Source organism: Bergeyella anatis (genome assembly GCF_036016955.1).
GTDB lineage: Bacteria > Bacteroidota > Bacteroidia > Flavobacteriales > Weeksellaceae > JAYWXI01.
The window spans coordinates 135757-151517 of the sequence record NZ_JAYWXI010000001.1; the positions used below are offsets into that span (position 1 = coordinate 135757).

General features: G+C 44.8%; 15 protein-coding genes and 1 tRNA gene. 6 read left to right on the forward strand and 10 right to left on the reverse strand.

Going from position 1 to position 15761, the window contains the following annotated elements; all coding sequences use genetic code 11:
* Positions 1–20: 20 nt before the first annotated feature.
* From VQ048_RS00665 to VQ048_RS00700, 8 genes are all read right to left on the reverse strand, one after another.
* Positions 21–1820: a DUF349 domain-containing protein gene (locus VQ048_RS00665; RefSeq protein ID WP_327609760.1), complete on the reverse strand. Its 1800-nt coding sequence runs from the start codon at positions 1818–1820 to the stop codon at positions 21–23.
* An 89-nt stretch (positions 1821–1909) separates the two neighbouring features.
* Entirely contained in the window at positions 1910–2638 is a 729-nt protein-coding gene (locus VQ048_RS00670; protein ID WP_327609761.1) for a shikimate dehydrogenase family protein, read from the reverse strand.
* A 61-nt stretch (positions 2639–2699) separates the two neighbouring features.
* On the reverse strand, positions 2700–4478 hold the full coding sequence (locus VQ048_RS00675; RefSeq protein ID WP_327609762.1) for an endonuclease: 1779 nt from the start codon (positions 4476–4478) through the stop codon (positions 2700–2702).
* Positions 4479–4536: 58 nt separating this feature from the next.
* On the reverse strand, positions 4537–5742 hold the full coding sequence (locus VQ048_RS00680; protein ID WP_327609763.1) for an ABC transporter permease: 1206 nt from the start codon (positions 5740–5742) through the stop codon (positions 4537–4539).
* A gap of 9 nt (positions 5743–5751) precedes the next feature.
* Positions 5752–6114 (reverse strand): 30S ribosome-binding factor RbfA, encoded by a 363-nt coding sequence (gene rbfA / locus VQ048_RS00685; protein WP_327609764.1) that lies wholly within the window; start codon positions 6112–6114, stop codon positions 5752–5754.
* Positions 6115–6183: 69 nt separating this feature from the next.
* Entirely contained in the window at positions 6184–7080 is an 897-nt protein-coding gene (locus VQ048_RS00690) for a Ppx/GppA phosphatase family protein (RefSeq protein ID WP_327609765.1), read from the reverse strand.
* Positions 7081–7136: 56 nt separating this feature from the next.
* The gene (gene ppk1, locus VQ048_RS00695; protein ID WP_327609766.1) at positions 7137–9212 is read right to left on the reverse strand and encodes a polyphosphate kinase 1; all 2076 of its coding nucleotides are present in this window, start codon (positions 9210–9212) and stop codon (positions 7137–7139) included.
* 362 nt (positions 9213–9574) lie between these two features.
* Positions 9575–9646 (reverse strand) — tRNA-Gln (locus VQ048_RS00700).
* 98 nt (positions 9647–9744) lie between these two features.
* On the opposite strand from VQ048_RS00700, the gene VQ048_RS00705 reads away from it, so the two are divergent.
* The 3 genes from VQ048_RS00705 (at position 9745) to VQ048_RS00715 (ending at position 12261) form a co-directional block, all read left to right on the forward strand.
* Positions 9745–10767, forward strand: a complete 1023-nt coding sequence (locus tag VQ048_RS00705) for an AMP-binding protein (RefSeq protein WP_327609767.1) — start codon at positions 9745–9747, stop codon at positions 10765–10767.
* A gap of 45 nt (positions 10768–10812) precedes the next feature.
* Positions 10813–11205: an alternative ribosome rescue aminoacyl-tRNA hydrolase ArfB gene (gene arfB, locus VQ048_RS00710; protein WP_327609768.1), complete on the forward strand. Its 393-nt coding sequence runs from the start codon at positions 10813–10815 to the stop codon at positions 11203–11205.
* Between the two features lie 81 nt (positions 11206–11286).
* Positions 11287–12261, forward strand: a complete 975-nt coding sequence (locus tag VQ048_RS00715) for a deoxyhypusine synthase family protein (protein WP_327609769.1) — start codon at positions 11287–11289, stop codon at positions 12259–12261.
* Between the two features lie 107 nt (positions 12262–12368).
* Here the strand turns inward: VQ048_RS00715 and VQ048_RS00720 are convergent, their stop codons facing one another.
* Complete coding sequence (locus VQ048_RS00720) at positions 12369–12917, reverse strand: YqgE/AlgH family protein (protein ID WP_327609770.1); 549 nt, start codon at positions 12915–12917, stop codon at positions 12369–12371.
* A 19-nt stretch (positions 12918–12936) separates the two neighbouring features.
* On the opposite strand from VQ048_RS00720, the gene pdxH reads away from it, so the two are divergent.
* Entirely contained in the window at positions 12937–13581 is a 645-nt protein-coding gene (gene pdxH / locus VQ048_RS00725) for a pyridoxamine 5'-phosphate oxidase (protein WP_327609771.1), read from the forward strand.
* A 70-nt stretch (positions 13582–13651) separates the two neighbouring features.
* On the opposite strand, the gene VQ048_RS00730 is transcribed toward pdxH, so the two are convergent.
* Positions 13652–13942, reverse strand: coding sequence for an HU family DNA-binding protein (locus tag VQ048_RS00730; RefSeq protein WP_327609772.1), 291 nt, complete (start codon positions 13940–13942; stop codon positions 13652–13654).
* A gap of 388 nt (positions 13943–14330) precedes the next feature.
* Between VQ048_RS00730 and panD the strand changes: the two genes are divergently transcribed.
* The gene (gene panD, locus VQ048_RS00735) at positions 14331–14684 is read left to right on the forward strand and encodes an aspartate 1-decarboxylase (RefSeq protein WP_327609773.1); all 354 of its coding nucleotides are present in this window, start codon (positions 14331–14333) and stop codon (positions 14682–14684) included.
* A gap of 21 nt (positions 14685–14705) precedes the next feature.
* Entirely contained in the window at positions 14706–15713 is a 1008-nt protein-coding gene (locus VQ048_RS00740) for a lysylphosphatidylglycerol synthase transmembrane domain-containing protein (protein WP_327609774.1), read from the forward strand.
* The last annotated feature ends 48 nt before the right edge of the window (positions 15714–15761 follow it).

Sequence of the window (15761 nt, forward strand, 5' to 3'; positions counted from 1 at the left end):
GGATGAATAATTCGTTTTGTTTAGTGTCCTGAAATGAGCTGGTGAAGGCTGATTCTCAGGGTTTCTAACTGTGCTCTTTTTTCGTCGATTTTTTTGAAAGTCTCCTGAAGCAGCGGGTTTTCTCGGCTGGGGATATTGAAGAAATTCAAATTGTTTTCCAAAGTGGAGACTTCGTTTTCCAAGTCCGAAATTTGGTTTTTTAATTTTCGAGCTTTATCGGCCAGTTGGGTTTCCGAAAGGTTTTCGTCCTTAAGGTCGAACTCACTGATTTTATTCAATTTGAGTTTTTCTCTAAGGGTTTTATTGAACTCGGAATTAATGGCGATTTTGTTTCTTGGGACTTTTCCTATGGCGTTCCACTCGGTTTTTATTTCTTCAATTTTTTCAATGCTTCCTTCTTCGGTGCCGATTTCTTTCAGTTGATCGAGAAGGGCTTTTTTCTTGGCGTAATTTTCTTTCCAGTTGTCTCCCGATTCTGCATTTTTACTGCGGTAGTTGTCGAAGAACGTATTGCAGGCTTCGCGGAACTCTTCCCATACTTTATTGGCTTGGCTTCGCGGAACGTGCCCGATGTTTTTCCAATCTTCTTGCAGTTTTTTGAACAAAGGCACCATGGTTTCCCAATCCTCGGAGGCCATGTTGTCTTTGGCGATTTGGATGAGCTTTTGCTTGGCTTCCAAATTTTCGATTTGGCTTCCTTTCAAGTTTTTGTAGAAATCGTTCTTGGTGGAGTTGAACTGCCGTAGGGTTTGTTTAAAGTCTTGCCAGTTCTGGTTGGAGAGTTTTCTCGGTACGCGGCCGGTTTTCAAAAAGTTGTTGCGCAACTCCTCCACCTGGCGGATGGCTTTCTGCCAAAAGTTATGATTGTGCTCTTTGGTGGCCTGCGTGAGTTTTTTTATTTCGTTTATGATGGCGTTTTTAGCCTCGAGATTTTCGTTTTGTTCTTTTTCGATTGCAGCGGATAGTTCGGCTTTCCTTTCGTGAATTTGGTTGGAAATGGCTTTGAACTCTTCCCAAGTGTTTTCCCTGAATTCTTCGGCTACGGGTTCGGCTTCTTCTTTCCAGAGTTTGTGCAGGTATTGCAATTCGTTTAATGCTTTTTGGATGGGCTCTTCCAGCAGGGTTTTAGCGTGTTGGATGATTTGCTTTCTTTTCTCCAAATTATGTTCGTATTCCTGATGCAGGTAGTCTTTGTTGAGCTCCAGCATCGCATAGAATTGGTTGAGATGATGGTAATAATCGTTGTTGAGTAGTTTGAAGTCGGTTTTTGCCACTTGACCGGCCTGAGCCCACTCTTCCTTGATGGTTCGGATGGACTTGAAGAGATTGGTTCCGGCTTCGGTATTGGAGTAAAGGTTTTTCAGTTTCTCGATGATTTGACGGCGTTCTTCGGCGTTGGCCCGATGTTGTTCTTCTTGGGCTTTTTGGAAGAGGTCGTATTTCTCCTTGAAAATCGAAGCCAGCCCCGAGAGCCTTGCTGCAAACGGGTGTTCCCAACGGAAATCCTCTGCATTTCCTCCTTCTTCGATGAAGTCGTGCTTTCGATCTTCGGTTTCTTCCCCAATTTTAGAGGCCGCTAATTGTTTCAAGCGGTTGAATTCCCGGTGGTATTCTCCGGCGTTGTTCTGATTTAAGCGTTTTTCCATTTCGTCCAACAGCTGTTCGAGGGTAAGCTGTTCCGAAGCGTCATCGTGTTCTTCTTCGTTGGAGTCGTCATCCATTAGCTGGTTTGACGTTTCTACGGGAGCTGTAGGAGTTTCTTGTTCGGAAGGTAAAGCCGTTGGTTTTTCTTGTTCAGAAAGATTGGATTCCGTAATCATAACAACTTATTTTAAGGTTTTCGCTGCGGGTCGTTAAAGACCTTTGCGACAGACATACTAATTTCGCAATAAATATAGGGAATTTTCCCTTAATAATTCCAAATTTCCCATGCTTTTTCGGCTTGTTGCTCCAGCATGTAATAACCGTTGACGGTTTTGGCTCCCTTTTCGGCTGCTTTTTTTAGGAAGGCCGTGTATTCGGGGTTGTAGATTAGGTCGATGACCAGATGGTTCTCTCCGAGTCCCTCAAAAGGAAAGACTAAGCAGTCTTCCACGTGTGGAAACGTACCCACGGGGGTGCACTGGATGATTAAAAGGTTTTGGGCAACGTCTTGTGTTGATAGCGAATCGAAGGTAGGTTCGCCTCTTCTGGAAACGGTAAGGTAAGGAATGTTGTGTTTATTCAGAATGTATTTTACGGCTTTGGCGGCTCCGCCGTCGCCTAAAATTAAGGCGGACTGGTGGTGCTTTTTTTTATGGAGAAGGAGTGTTTTTTCAAAACCTTCGGCATCGGTGTTGTATCCTTTCAGGTGTCCGTTTTTTACAGAGACGGTATTAACGGCACCGATGGTTTGGGCTTCCTCGCTTAGTTCGTTTAAATAGGGGAGAATTTGTTCTTTGTAGGGGATTGTGACGTTAAATCCCTTTAGATTTTCCTTCGCTAACAATAGAGGGAGTTGTTCGATGGATGGGAGGTCAAAAACCTCGTAAGCGTGGGTTTTTAGAAGCAGTTTTTTGAATTTGTGCGAAAAATACTTCTTGGAAAAAGAATAGGCAATGTTCCTACCAACGAGTCCGAAAAGATGAGTGGTTTCCATAAATCAAAGGTACAAAAAATGACCAAAGTTTTGCTTTGGTCATTTTTATTTGAGAGGAAATTTATTTTACTAAAAATTTTAGGGTTTGTCCATCCAGATACAGCAGGTAGATTCCTTTGGGAAGCTGATAAACGGTGATGGTGTTTCCGTTGCTGAAAGGATGGGGAATGCTTTTTACCAATTGCCCCGACGAAGTGTAGATGTCGGCTTTGGTAATGCGGTTGAGGTCGTTTCCTTGAAGGTGGATTTCTCCGTTCCGAATCGGATTTTCTTTGATGCGGATGGCTTTTGGAGAATCGAATGCCTCGGTGCTTAGGTCTTGGTAGCACGTCCAAGAAAGGTTGTCGAAAAGTACCCGGTTGCTTGAGGAGCTATTGTTTTCGATGGAAATGATAACGTTGCCAGAAATGTTAATGTTTTCGATCGTAGTGGTGGTTTCGTTGTCTCCGTAAGGGATGGTTCCTACGCTGTTTCCGTTAACTTTTAGGGTGAAAGTACCACTGCCGCCCGAAAAGACTCTTTTGGTGGTGATTTTCAGAGAGCCAATGCCGTTTGCTGTGGCGGAGGCTTCCAATTTACCATTTCGGATTAGGATGGCTCTCCCGTTGAGGGATTGGTCGGTTCGGGCATCGGTGGCTGTCCACAAGATGCCGTTGTTGCTCCAAGTTCGGGTGCTATAGTTGCTGTTTGACGCAGGAATGGCCTCGAAATCTTCCGTTGCACAAGGGATGGAAGGGATGGGAGCAACCAGAGTATTGGTTGTAAACGAGATGCTTTGCGACTGAGCAGAAGCGTTCCCCATCGCATCATAGGCATCCACCGTTACAGTATAGGTGGTGTTGGCCTGAAGTCCGTTAAGGGTTGCGGTGGTTGTGGATGAGGAGGTGTGAAGTTGTCCGTCGATGTAGACACGGTAACCGGCTACTGCAACATCATCCGTGGAGGCAGTCCACTGCACGGTTGCACTATTGGCGGTAATATTGCTGATGCTCACGTTGGAAGGAACCGATGGTGGTGTTTGGTCGGCTGATTCTCCCCAGATTGCACTGACCCAAGAAGGGTTGTCGATATAGGGATTTCGGTTGCCTTGATAGTTGTAGGCGGCGTTGTTTCTTGCGATTTCTCTCGGTGAAACGGGGTCTTTTAGGTGCCATTTCAAAAGCAGGTCCAATTGCCATTTTTGGAGGCCTTGCTCTCTTGTTCCGTTGAAAATATCCCCTTGGTTAAAAGAAGGGAGAAGGTTTTCGTAGCGGGTTACGAAATAGAAAATCATTCGGGCAATGTCGCCTTTAAATTCGTCGATGGGTTCAAAAACAGTTCCTTGGAAGCCTGGAGAAGTGTTGTAGCCTAATTTGGATCCGTTTTTAGAAACATAACTGGCCGCGTTGACTTCACCGAAGGGAAAGTTGCTTCTTTTTCCATTGACGTAGCCGTCAGAGGGAACAACAAAATGAATGTCGTTTCTCATAGGGGTTCGGCTGCCAAAAAGGCTTTGGGGAATGATGTGTTCCCGGTTGTAACAGTCGCTTTCGGCTTTATAATTTCCGCAGGTTTTGTTGTTATGGCTGTAGTTGTAGGGATCGGTTCCGTTAGGGTTTTCAGAGTACATATCCAGTACGCTGCCGTCGTTTTCGTAAAAATAGTCGGAGTCTGTGGCTGTGTATCCACTATAAAGGTTGTCATAACCTTGATCCTGATGTCCATTTGAGATGATGTCGCTTAGTTTGGACTTTAGCGAGTAGCCTGTTAGATTTTCGGTTCCGCTGTAATAGTCTGTGGGAGCTTGTGCCAGCAGAAGGGAAGAAGCAAGAACAATAAAAAGATGGAATAATTTTTTCATAGTAATGATATAGCTTTTTCAGACCGTAAAATTACTTTTAAAAAACCGAGGACGAAAATTATTTTTTCAAAAGATGATTTTTATTAATTTTTGAAAAAATCCACGAGACCGTTATTCCGAATAGTGAAGCCACACCACAGACCATGGCGTAGTTTTTCCAAATGATTCGAACCGGAAAAGGGAGGTCGATACCGGCTTTGAAAAAACCGGTCATGATTTGGAAATAGCACATTAATGTTCCGATGAAAAGCCCGGTAATAATCCCAAAGCCTACAATTAAAACACCGGTGTAGAAGTAGATGTTGCGTAATTGTTTGGTGGGAAGACCTAATGAAATTAGAGCCTTGGCCTGCTCTTTTTTGTCCAGTTGCAGAATGATGATGGCGCCGGCCAAATTGAACGTAGTGATGAAAATAACCAATGCGAAAATGAGATAAATCATCAGTTTTTCGGTGTTGATCATTTTCCAAAAAGCGGCATTTTCCTCTTTTTTTGTTTTAATGATGTAATCGTTTCCGAGCTGTTCGGCGAGTGTTTTTTTAACGGTGTCGGCTTGGTCGGGATTTTTTAGTTTGACCACGATTTTGTAAGCCGAATTTTTAGGGAGATTCAGGAGTTCTTGCCCTAGTTCCAATGGAGCGATGATGTAGTTGTTCAGTTGGTCGTTTCCCGAAAAAACTCCGCTGGCAAAGACTTCCCGTTTGGTAAAGATGTCGGCTTCGCTGTGGATTAATCCGGTGCCGGGTTTGGGCATGTAAACAACGGCTGCGTCAGGGTTTTCGCCTACGGGAATGGAAAGGCGATTGTCTAAGCCGTTTTCCAATATGATTTCGTTGGAGTAATCAAAGCTGGGGTAGTGACCGAAAAAGACGCTTTTGTCAATGGGGTTTACTTGGGTGTACGCCGAGTCTACCGCCCGAAGGTAGGCGATTTCGCCGTTTCCTCCGTAAGAGAGATAGACTTTTTCCTCAATAATTTTGGAAAAATGTTCCGTTTCGGGTTGGGAGGCAAGAATGCGGGCGACTTTTTCGGGGCTTTTTAGTTTTTTTTCGGTTTTTCCCGAAATGGAAAGGTCGGCATGAAGGTTAGCAATCATGTCTCGGTTGAGGTCTTCCAGCCCCGTGAATACCGAAACGATAATAAACATAGCGGCTACGGCAGTCATCATGGCAAAAGCGGCCAGCCACGTGATGAACGTTACTGCCGTATTGCCCTTCTTGGCAATCAGATAGCGTTTTGCGATGTATAAAGCCGTATTTGCCACGTTGGAGGTTTACAAAATGGGATTATCTCCTAATCCTTTCAGTTCTTTTTCCAGTTTCTCTACATCGTCCAGTGAGGTGTCCAAATAGAAGTAGAGATCGGGGATGATACGGACTTGGTTAGCCATTTTTTGACCGATGAAATTCCGGTATTGGGATTTATTGGCTTCGATTTCTTTCATAATCGGAGTTCGGTAGTCTTGAGGGAATATGCTCAGGTAAATCCGAGCGATACTCAAATCCGCCGTTACCCGAACATCCGAGACGGTAATCAGAAAACTTTGGGAACTCTCCGAGGCTTGTTTGCGAAATAATTCGGCAAAATCTTCCTGTATAATTTGGGCTACTTTTCTTTGTCTGTTGCTTTCATTCATGGTGCAAATTTAGTGTTTTTTTTATTTTTTAGCCGAAAGGACGGCGGGATTGCGACCTTTTGTCGGGGGTTAGCGTTTCCTTTTCGCGGCTTTCAGGTTGGTGTAAATGCTGTGGATTAGTCCGTCGGCTACGGAGATTTTAGGAACGTATATTTTCTGGATGCCACTCCAGCTCATCACTTTGTTGAAAATTTCCAAAGCGGGAACCACTACGTCGGCACGGTCTTCCCTCAGGTTGTATTTGGACATTCGTTCCGGTACGGAAAGCGCAGAAAATTCTTTCAGGTAGTTTCGTACGATATTTAGGGAAAGAGGTTTACCGTCTTTGGTTTTGCTTAGGGAAAATACTTTGTTGATGTTGCCTCCCGAACCAATGCCGATGATGGGGTTTTTGTCGGCGATATTGGTTTTGATTTCTTGTTTCATTTCTTTCCAATGGGCTTCGCTAACCAAGCCATTGAGAAGACGGATGGTTCCGATATTGAAAGAACGTTTGTATTTTAGTTTGTCGTTTTCGAAATGCATGAGCTCGGTGGATCCGCCGCCGACATCAATGTAAAGGTAGCTGAATTTGTCGTCGAGGGTTTCGGCAATGTGGTTTTCGTAGATCAGTCCGGCTTCCTCGTCGCCGGAAATGATTTCGATGTCGATGCCGGAGGTTTCTTTTACGATTTGGCGTATCTCGTCTCCGTTTTTTGCGTCCCGCATGGCACTGGTGGCGCAGGCTCTGTAATGCTCTACTTTATAGATGCTCATCAAATCGGCAAAAATTCTCATGGCGTTGATGACCATTTCTTGCCGCTCCATGCGGATTTCGCCATAGCTAAAAACATCCATGCCCAAACGCAGCGGAATGCGCAGAAGGTTGAGCTTGACGAATTCGGGATCTCCTTTGGGCTTTTCGATGACTTCGTTAATCAGGAGCCTTGCGGCGTTGCTGCCGATGTCGATGGCTGCTATTTTCATTTTTTTTTGACAAAGTTAAAGGTTAGGGAGCATATATTTGGCTTAATGCACGCTTTTTATTTTGAAGTGTTTTGGGTTTTGGCGTGAAGATAGCGGTAGATTTCGATTTGAGATCGTTTTTCTTCGCCTTCTTGTTGCACGTATTTGTTTTTCATTTTGGCGTCCAAAATGCGAGCTTTCACGTTGTCGCTAAGTTGGATGTCGAGAAGGTCTTTGAGTTCCTGTTTTAGGTTTTTGTCGGTTATTTTTACGGCGGCTTCTATGCGGTGATCCAGGTTTCGGGTCATCCAATCGGCGGAAGAGAGGTACACGTCTTGTGCGCCTTTGTTGTAAAAATACATGATGCGGCTGTGTTCCAGGTACTCGTCGACGATGCTGATGGCGTGGATGGTTTTTTTGAAATGTTTTTGGTTCACGGCGCAGTAAATGCCTCTGACGATTAGGCGGATGTCCACCCCGGCTTCGGCGGCTTCGTAGAGTTTACTGATCATGTGGCGGTCGCTTAAGGCATTGACTTTGATAATCATTTTTGCTTTTCGGCCGGCTTTGGCTTCGGCGATTTCACGGTCGATGTGCCAGGCTATTTTTTCTCTCATGTATTTGGGGCATACCAAGAGGTTTTTTACGTTTTTCAAGGTTTCTTCGGGATTGACTTTTGGTTTTCGGAAGGCATTGAATACTTTATTGATGTCGGCCATGAGGGTTCTGTTACTGGTCATCAGCAGGTTGTCACCATAGATTTTGGCGGTCTTTTCGTTGAAGTTTCCGGTACTTACGAAGCCGTATTGGAGTGTTTTGTTTTGGACTCTTTTTTTTATGACGCAAAGTTTGGCGTGGACTTTTTTATTGGGGATGCCCACCAAGACGTTGATGCCTTCCAATTCAAGGCGTTCTTTCCATTTCAGATTGTTTTCTTCGTCGAATCGGGCACGGAGTTCCACCATTACGGTGACGTTTTTTCCGTTTCTTGCGGCGTTGATGAGTGCGTTGGCGATTTTGGAGTTGGAAGCCAGTCGGTAGACGGTGAGTTGGATGGTTTTTACGTCGGGATCCATGGCGGCCTCCCTTAAAAGGTCGATGACCGGGGTATAGGTGTGGTAAGGGAAGGTTAGCAGGACGTCTTTCTTTAGTACGACATCGGTGACGCGCTGGCCATGGGTGAAGTCCTGATGGGTGAAAGATGTTCTTTCGATGGGTTTTTTAATGGCTTTAAACACGTCGGGGAAGTCCATGAAGTGTTTGAAGTTATGGATCTTTTGTCCCGGAATAATGCTGTCTCTTGCGGTTAGATTTAGTTTTTTGATTAGTAATTCGAGCAGGGCTTTGTCGATATCGCGATCGAACACGAACCGGGTGGGTTTTCCTTTTCGTCGGGTTTTTACGGCTTTTTGGATTTTTTCCGCCAGAGTGGTTCGGATGTCGTTGTCCAAGTCGAATTCGGCATCTTTGGTTACTTTGAAGCAGTGAGCCTGAAAATCATCGTATTCGAAATAGGAAAAAATATGCGGGAGGTTTGCAATGATGACGTCTTCCAGTAGCATGACGTTTTTTTCTCCGTTTTCCGAAGGGAGCAATACGAAGCGGCCCATGACGCGGCTGGGGACTTCGATGATGGCGTAATGGCTGCGGTACTGCCATTGTTTATTGCGCATGGCAATACCGATGTAAAGGCTTTTTTCCCTTAAATAGGGCATCGGTGTATTTTCGTGCAGGAGGATGGGGATGACGTTGCTTTCGACCTCTTCATCGAAATATTGGCGGACGAAGGCTTCTTGTTGTTTGTTGAGGTTTTTGTGGGTTTTGATAAAAACATTTTGCTCCTCCATTTCTTTTAAGAGGCCTTTCCATGTTTGGTTGAAATCTTCTTGCTGTTTGATGACGATTTCGTTGATTCGTTTGAGTATTTTGGAGGGAGGCTGAAAGAAGGAATCCGTAATGAAGCGGTCTTTGAAATCCATGGCGCGCTTGAGGCCCGCGACGCGAACCCGGAAAAATTCGTCAAGATTGTTGGAAAAAATACCTAAGAATCTTATCCGTAGCAGCAGAGGGACGGTTTTGTCCATGGCTTCCTGCATGACGCGTTCGTTGAAGGCTAACCAGGTGATGTCTCTGGGGTTGAATTGTTCGGCCATTGGTAATAGGATTGTTTTTGCCCAAAAATAAGGAATTTTACTTTTAAACGGAGGTGAAGCAAAATATAAAAACGGTTTTCCGAGGGCTGTTCATTTTGTGCTTATATTATGAGCGATCTTTCGGATGATGGGAGGGGATTTGGATTTGGAGGATGATGTGGCTAGGGAATTCTTGAAGAGAGTATAAATATTTTGTTAATTGGAGCCAGTGTTTTTAGCAAAAAGCACTCAATTGTTAGCGGGAAATCTCTTGAAATATTGAGGACTGAAATGTGTTTTTTGGGGGCGGAAATCTGTTGGTGAAATTTAAAAACAAAAAAATCTCAACTTGCTGAATTTTAGCTTGTTGAGATTTTTTTAAGTAGACCCACAGGGACTCGAACCCCGAATAACTGAACCAAAATCAGGTGTGTTGCCAATTACACCATGGGTCTGTTGTTTTAAGTGGTGCAAATTTACGTCTTTTTTTTAAAACTCCAAATTTTTTTTTAATCTTTTTTACTATTTTTAGACTTTCAAATCAGAGTTAGGTATGGAGGTTGATTTTAACCAATTTGATATTAAGGCGTTACGTTCGTCGTCTTTGTTTGAGGAGTCGGTACTTTTTTTTCTGAAGGATTGGTTTTCGCCCGATGTGGCGGTGGCGGTGCAGACTTCGGGATCCACGGGAGAACCTAAACGCTTTTTGGTGGAAAAGGAACGGATGAGGTCTTCGGCTCGGATGACGGTGGATTTTTTGGGTTTGAAACCGGGGGATACGGCACTTCTTGCGTTGCCGGTGCAATACATTTCGGGAAAGATGATGGTGGTGAGAGCGGCGGAGCGGCGTTTGAAACTTTGGGTAGGCGAATCTTCGTTAACGCCTTTGGCGAAGTTGGACCGGCATGTGGATTTTTGTGCGCTTACGCCTTTGCAGGTGGAGCATAGTCTGGATAAAATCCATTGGGTGAAAAATTTGATTATTGGCGGTGCGGCGGTCTCGGAAAGTCTGAAGGCGAGACTTAGGGCTCGCTTAAACGAATTGGCAGCGGAAGTAAGGGTTTTTGAAACTTACGGGATGACGGAAACTTTATCGCATATTGCATTAAAGGCGATTTATCCCAAAGATGATGGATGCTTTTCGGTTTTGGAAGGGGTGGCTGTTGATTTGGATGACCGGGGATGTTTGGTGGTTGATGCGCCGGCTTTGGCTGAGGGGAGGCTTCATACGAACGATTTGGTGAAAATGGAAGAGGCTGGGCGTTTTCGTTTTTTGGGGCGGGTGGATCACGTGATTAATTCGGGTGGGGCGAAAATTTCCCCCGAAGTTTTGGAGGCTGTGGTCAGGCGTTATGTTTCCAATGAAGTTTTGTTTGTCGGGGAGAGAGATGAGATTTTGGGGCAGAGGTTGGTGCTCGTGGTGGAAGGCGAGCGGAATGCTGAGCTTTGCAAAGTTATTGAAGGGATTGCTTTTGGAAAATCGTTTCATCGGCCGAAGCGGGTTGTTTTTCTTCCGGTGTTTCCTCGGACGCCGAACGGTAAAGTGGATCGCAGGGCGGTTTTGGATTTGCTTTAGACGATTGGTGGCTTTGTTTTTGTAGAGAATGGAAAAAGCGAAGAAATGAAATCAATTGCGGGAGAGCTTTCTTATAAGACGTCGCGGAGCAGTGGGGCTGGAGGTCAGAATGTAAACAAGGTGGAAACCTCGGTTACGGTGTTATGGGATGTGGATGGGAGTCTGCTTTTTGACGAGGATGAAAAACGATGGATTAAGGAGCGGCTGAAGAATCGAATCAACGCTCAGGGGGTGCTTCAGGTGAGTGTGTCGGAGAGCCGTTTTCAGTTGCAGAATAAAAAGAAGGCGGTGGAAAAGATTGACGGCTTGGTGAGGATGGCATTGGTGCGGCCTAAAGCCAGATTGAAGACCAAACCGACCAAGGCTCAGAAGGAAAGGCGTATTCAGGATAAAAAGCAACATGCAGAAAGGAAGGAAAGGCGGCGTTTTCGTTTTTAGTTTTGGAGGTTGGGGGAGCAGTTGGAAGTAGGGTTTCGGACAAAGAAAAGAAATGGTTATCTTTGCCTAAATTTTACGACAATGAACAAACCGATTACCGAATTTATCGAGAAATACTATTTGCACTTCAATGCAGCGGCATTGGTGGATGCTTCCAAGGGTTACGTGGCTCACTTGAAGGATGGAGGGAAGATGATGATTACGCTTGCCGGGGCTATGTCTACGGCGGAGCTTGGGAAGATATTGGCGGAGATGATTCGTCAGGATAAGGTTCAGATTATTTCCTGTACGGGAGCTAATTTGGAGGAGGATCTTATGAATCTGGTGGCGCATACGCATTACGAAAGGGTGCCGCATTACCGTGATCTTACGCCTCAGCAGGAGTGGGATCTTTTGGAAAGGGGGTTGAATCGTGTAACGGATACCTGTATTCCTGAAGAGGAGGCTTTTCGTCGTTTGCAGAAGCATATTTATGCCATTTGGAAAGAGGCGGACGAGAAGGGGGAGAGGTATTTCCCTCACGAGTATATGTATAAGCTTTTGCTTTCGGGGGTGTTGGAGCAGTATTATGAAATTCCGAAAGAGAACTCTTGGATGTTGGCGGCTGCGGAGAAGAATCTTCCGATTGTGGTGCCGGGTTGGGAGGACTCCACGATGGGGAATATTTTTGCCAGCTACTGCATTAAGGGGGATTTGAAGCCTTCTACCATGAAGTCGGGGATTGAGTACATGACCTTTTTGGCGGATTGGTATCCTAAGAATTCAGGAGGTAAAGGGGTTGGTTTCTTCCAGATTGGTGGAGGGATAGCGGGCGACTTCCCGATTTGTGTGGTTCCGATGTTGTATCAGGATTTGGAGATGACGGATATTCCTTTTTGGTCTTATTTCTGTCAGATTTCGGATTCCACGACGTCTTATGGCTCTTATTCGGGCGCGGTGCCGAACGAAAAAATCACTTGGGGCAAATTGGATATTACCACGCCTAAATTTATTGTGGAGAGTGATGCTACCATTTGTGCTCCTTTGATGTTCCAATATATTTTGGAAAACTCTTAGGAGAACGTTGGGGTCTTATGATAAAGCCTGGAATTCACTTCTTGTGAATCCGGGCTTCTTTTGTTGAAGGGGTTGTTTTGTTTTACTTTACTTTATTATATCTTGGTTTAGTTCATGGAAACGTCCTGAGGCATATTGGCCCATAGTAGAAATTGGCCGCCGAGGTTTTGCATGATGTTTTTCCATAGGTCTTGGTGGTAGGGAGAGGTGTAGTCCAATTGATGGGTATCGACAACGGTCCAGTAGTGGTTTCGGATTTCGTTTTCCAGTTGCTTGGCGGCCCAGCCGCTGTAGCCGGAGAAAATTTTGATGTGGCTGGGATCGAGGCGGTTTTCGATGGCTTCTCCGATAATGGTTTCGGTGTCTTCGGTAAGATAGAAGTCGTCATTGATTTTCAGGGCGAATTTGTTTAAGGGTTGGCCTTTGACGATGAAGAAGACTTTGTCGTTTTCCACGGGGCCGCCTTCGTAGATTTCGATGTTGAACCCTAGGAGTTCTCGTAGGTTTTGGCTGATGTGTCCGTTTTTTTTGTTGAGAACGAGCCCGAATGCGCCTTCTTCGTTGTGGTCGATAATCAGGACGACCGCCCGGGAAAAAATATCCCCCGAAACATCAGGCATGGAAATTAATAGTTTACCTTTGTAGGAGTTATTCATACTCAAAAATAAAAAAAATATGGAAAACCTGTACGATAAAAGGCGAGTTTACGAGAAGTTTAGTTTATTGGAGGATGAGGTTAAGGCGAATCCGATGGAGCAGTTTCGGGATTGGTTTTTAGATGCGGAGCAGAGTGATGCGGTGGCAGAAGCCAATGCGATGGCGATTTCTACGGTGGAGGCGGACGGATGTCCGAGGACGAGGATGGTTTTGTTGAAGGCTTACACTTGGGAGGGTTTTATTTTTTATACCAATTATCAAAGTCGTAAAGGTCGGGCGTTGGTAGGGAATGCGAGGGCCTGTTTGCATTTCTTTTGGCCGGTGTTGGAGCGGCAGATTATTATCAAGGCGGAATTGGAGCGTTTGGCTGAAAACCTCAGCGACGGGTATTTTGCGTCAAGGCCGAAGGGGAGTCAGTTGGGGGCGCTTGTTTCGCCTCAGAGTGAGGTGATTCCGAATCGTTTGTTTTTGGAGGATCGGTTAAGGGCTTTGGAGGAGGCTTATAAGGACAAGGTAGTTGAGCGTCCTTCGGAGTGGGGCGGGTATTTGGCGCGGCCTTACGAGATAGAATTTTGGCAAGGGCGTCCGAATCGCTTGCATGATCGTTTGCTTTATTCTTTGCAGAAGGATTACGATTGGAAAATGGTTCGCTTAGCGCCTTAATTTTTTGGGTGAACGAAATGATAAAGGCTTCCTTTTGGGAAGCCTTTATTTTTATAATCGGTTCTGAAGATTATTTTTTCTTAGCACCTGCAACGGCATCTGCCAATTCTGCACCTGCTTTGAATTTAGCTACTTTTTTAGCGGCGATTTTGATTGGTTTTTTGGTTGCAGGGTTGATACCTTGTCTTGCGGCTCTTTCCGCTACGGAGAATGTACCGAAACCTACTAGAGAAACTTTCCCGTCTTTTTTCTTCAAAGTGGAAGTTACGTTAGCGATGAAAGATTCAAGAGCGGCTTTGGCTGCTACCTTGGTGATTCCGGCGTCTTTAGCCATTGCGTCGATTAATTCAGACTTGTTCATAATTGTTATGATTTAAAGTTAGTTCTTGTTAGCAAATATAACACAATTTTAGATATGTGCAAATTTTTTTATTTTTTGTTTAAAGGTCTCTTTCAAAAGTGGGCGGGCTGTTGGAAATTCGTAATCCGCTTCTCTCTCGAGATTCCGCTGTTGTGAGCATCTAAAAATGTGCCAAAAGCCTTTTGTTGAGGCTTTTTTGGGAAGGGTTTGAAATGGTTTTTGAAATTATGAAATTCGAAATTTGATATGGAAAATTTAGAAGAATGTTTTTATTGTTGTTTTTTCTTTAATGAAAGGTGGTTTTGGGGTATTTATTGTTGATTTTCAAAAAAATAAGATTGGCTTTTTTTAAGGGCGAGTAATGGGATTTTATTAATAAATTTGCCCCATGTTAATAGAAGTATTCAAATCCAAGATTCACCGGGTTCGAGTGACCGAATCGGATCTCAATTATATCGGCAGCATTACCATAGATGAAGATTTATTGGAGGCTTCGGGGATTTTGGTGGGCGAGCGCGTGTATATTGTTAATGTGAATAACGGCGAGCGTTTCGACACCTATGCTATCAAAGGGAAGAGGGGGTCGGGAGAGGTTTGTCTGAATGGACCTGCGGCACGGAAGGTGCAGAAAGGCGATGTGATTATTATCATTTCTTATGCTCAGATGACGCCTGAGGAGGCGAAGGATTTTCAGCCGAAAATTATTTTTCCGGACGAAACGACAAATCGTTTGGTGCCTTAATTTCTAAAAATTTTATTTGTTTTGGAACAGACGAAAAAAAAGAATCCTTTGAAAGCAGGGCTTACCATTGCTGTTTCTTTGGCGGTGGCCTTTTTTTTTATGTGGCTGGCGTTTCGGGGGATGGATTTTGGGAAAATAAAAGGTTATTTTTCTAAGGCGGATTATTTTTGGGTGGGATTTGCAGCGGTTTTCGGAGTGCTGGCGTACTGGTTTCGGGCGGTTCGTTGGAATTTGCTTCTGGAGCCGTTGGGGCATCGGATTGGTAATGGGAATGCTTTGTGGGCGATTTCTTTGGGGTATCTTATGAATCTTACGATTCCTCGGAGTGGAGAGTTGGTTCGTTCTACAGCGCTTTATGGTGTGGAAAAGGTTCCGGTGGATCAATCGTTTGGAACGATTATTCTGGAGCGCGTGGTGGATTTGCTTTGCATGGCGCTTTTTTTGGGACTGACTTTGGTTTTCAAGTACGAGGCGATTGAGGTGTTTTATCTTCAATCGGGATTAACCGTGAGTCCGACCAAATTATTGGTACTGGGAGTTGGGTTTTTGCTTTTGGGTGTGCTGTTTTTGGGGCTTAGGGGGCGGCTTCGCTCTTTTCCTTTGGTTGGGGGGATTGTCCGTTTTTTGGATGGTATTCTTAATGGGGTTTTGTCTGTGTTCAGGTTGCGTCGGCCTTGGCTTTTTGTTTTTTATTCTTTGGCGATATGGGGGTGCTATTATTTAGCGGCTTATTTGGTGGTCTTTGCATTGCCTGAAACATCCGGATTTACGGTGGCGGATGGTTTTTTTCTCATTGTGGTGGGAACTTTGGGAATGATGGTGCCGGCTTCGGGGGGAATTGGGGCGTTCCATTTTGCTTTGAAACTGGGGATTGGAGCCTTGTTTGTTTCCATGGGTCGTTCTTATGAAGAGGGGGCTGAAGTGGGGTTGGCTTATGCTTTTATTTCGCATACCATGCAGTTGGTGATTATGGTGGTGATGGGGTTGGTTGCGATTCCGATGCTTGCCAAAGGACGCGGAAATTCTTGATTTTGAGCACGGATAATAGAGGTGAAAGTGCAAATTAAAATCGGCAGG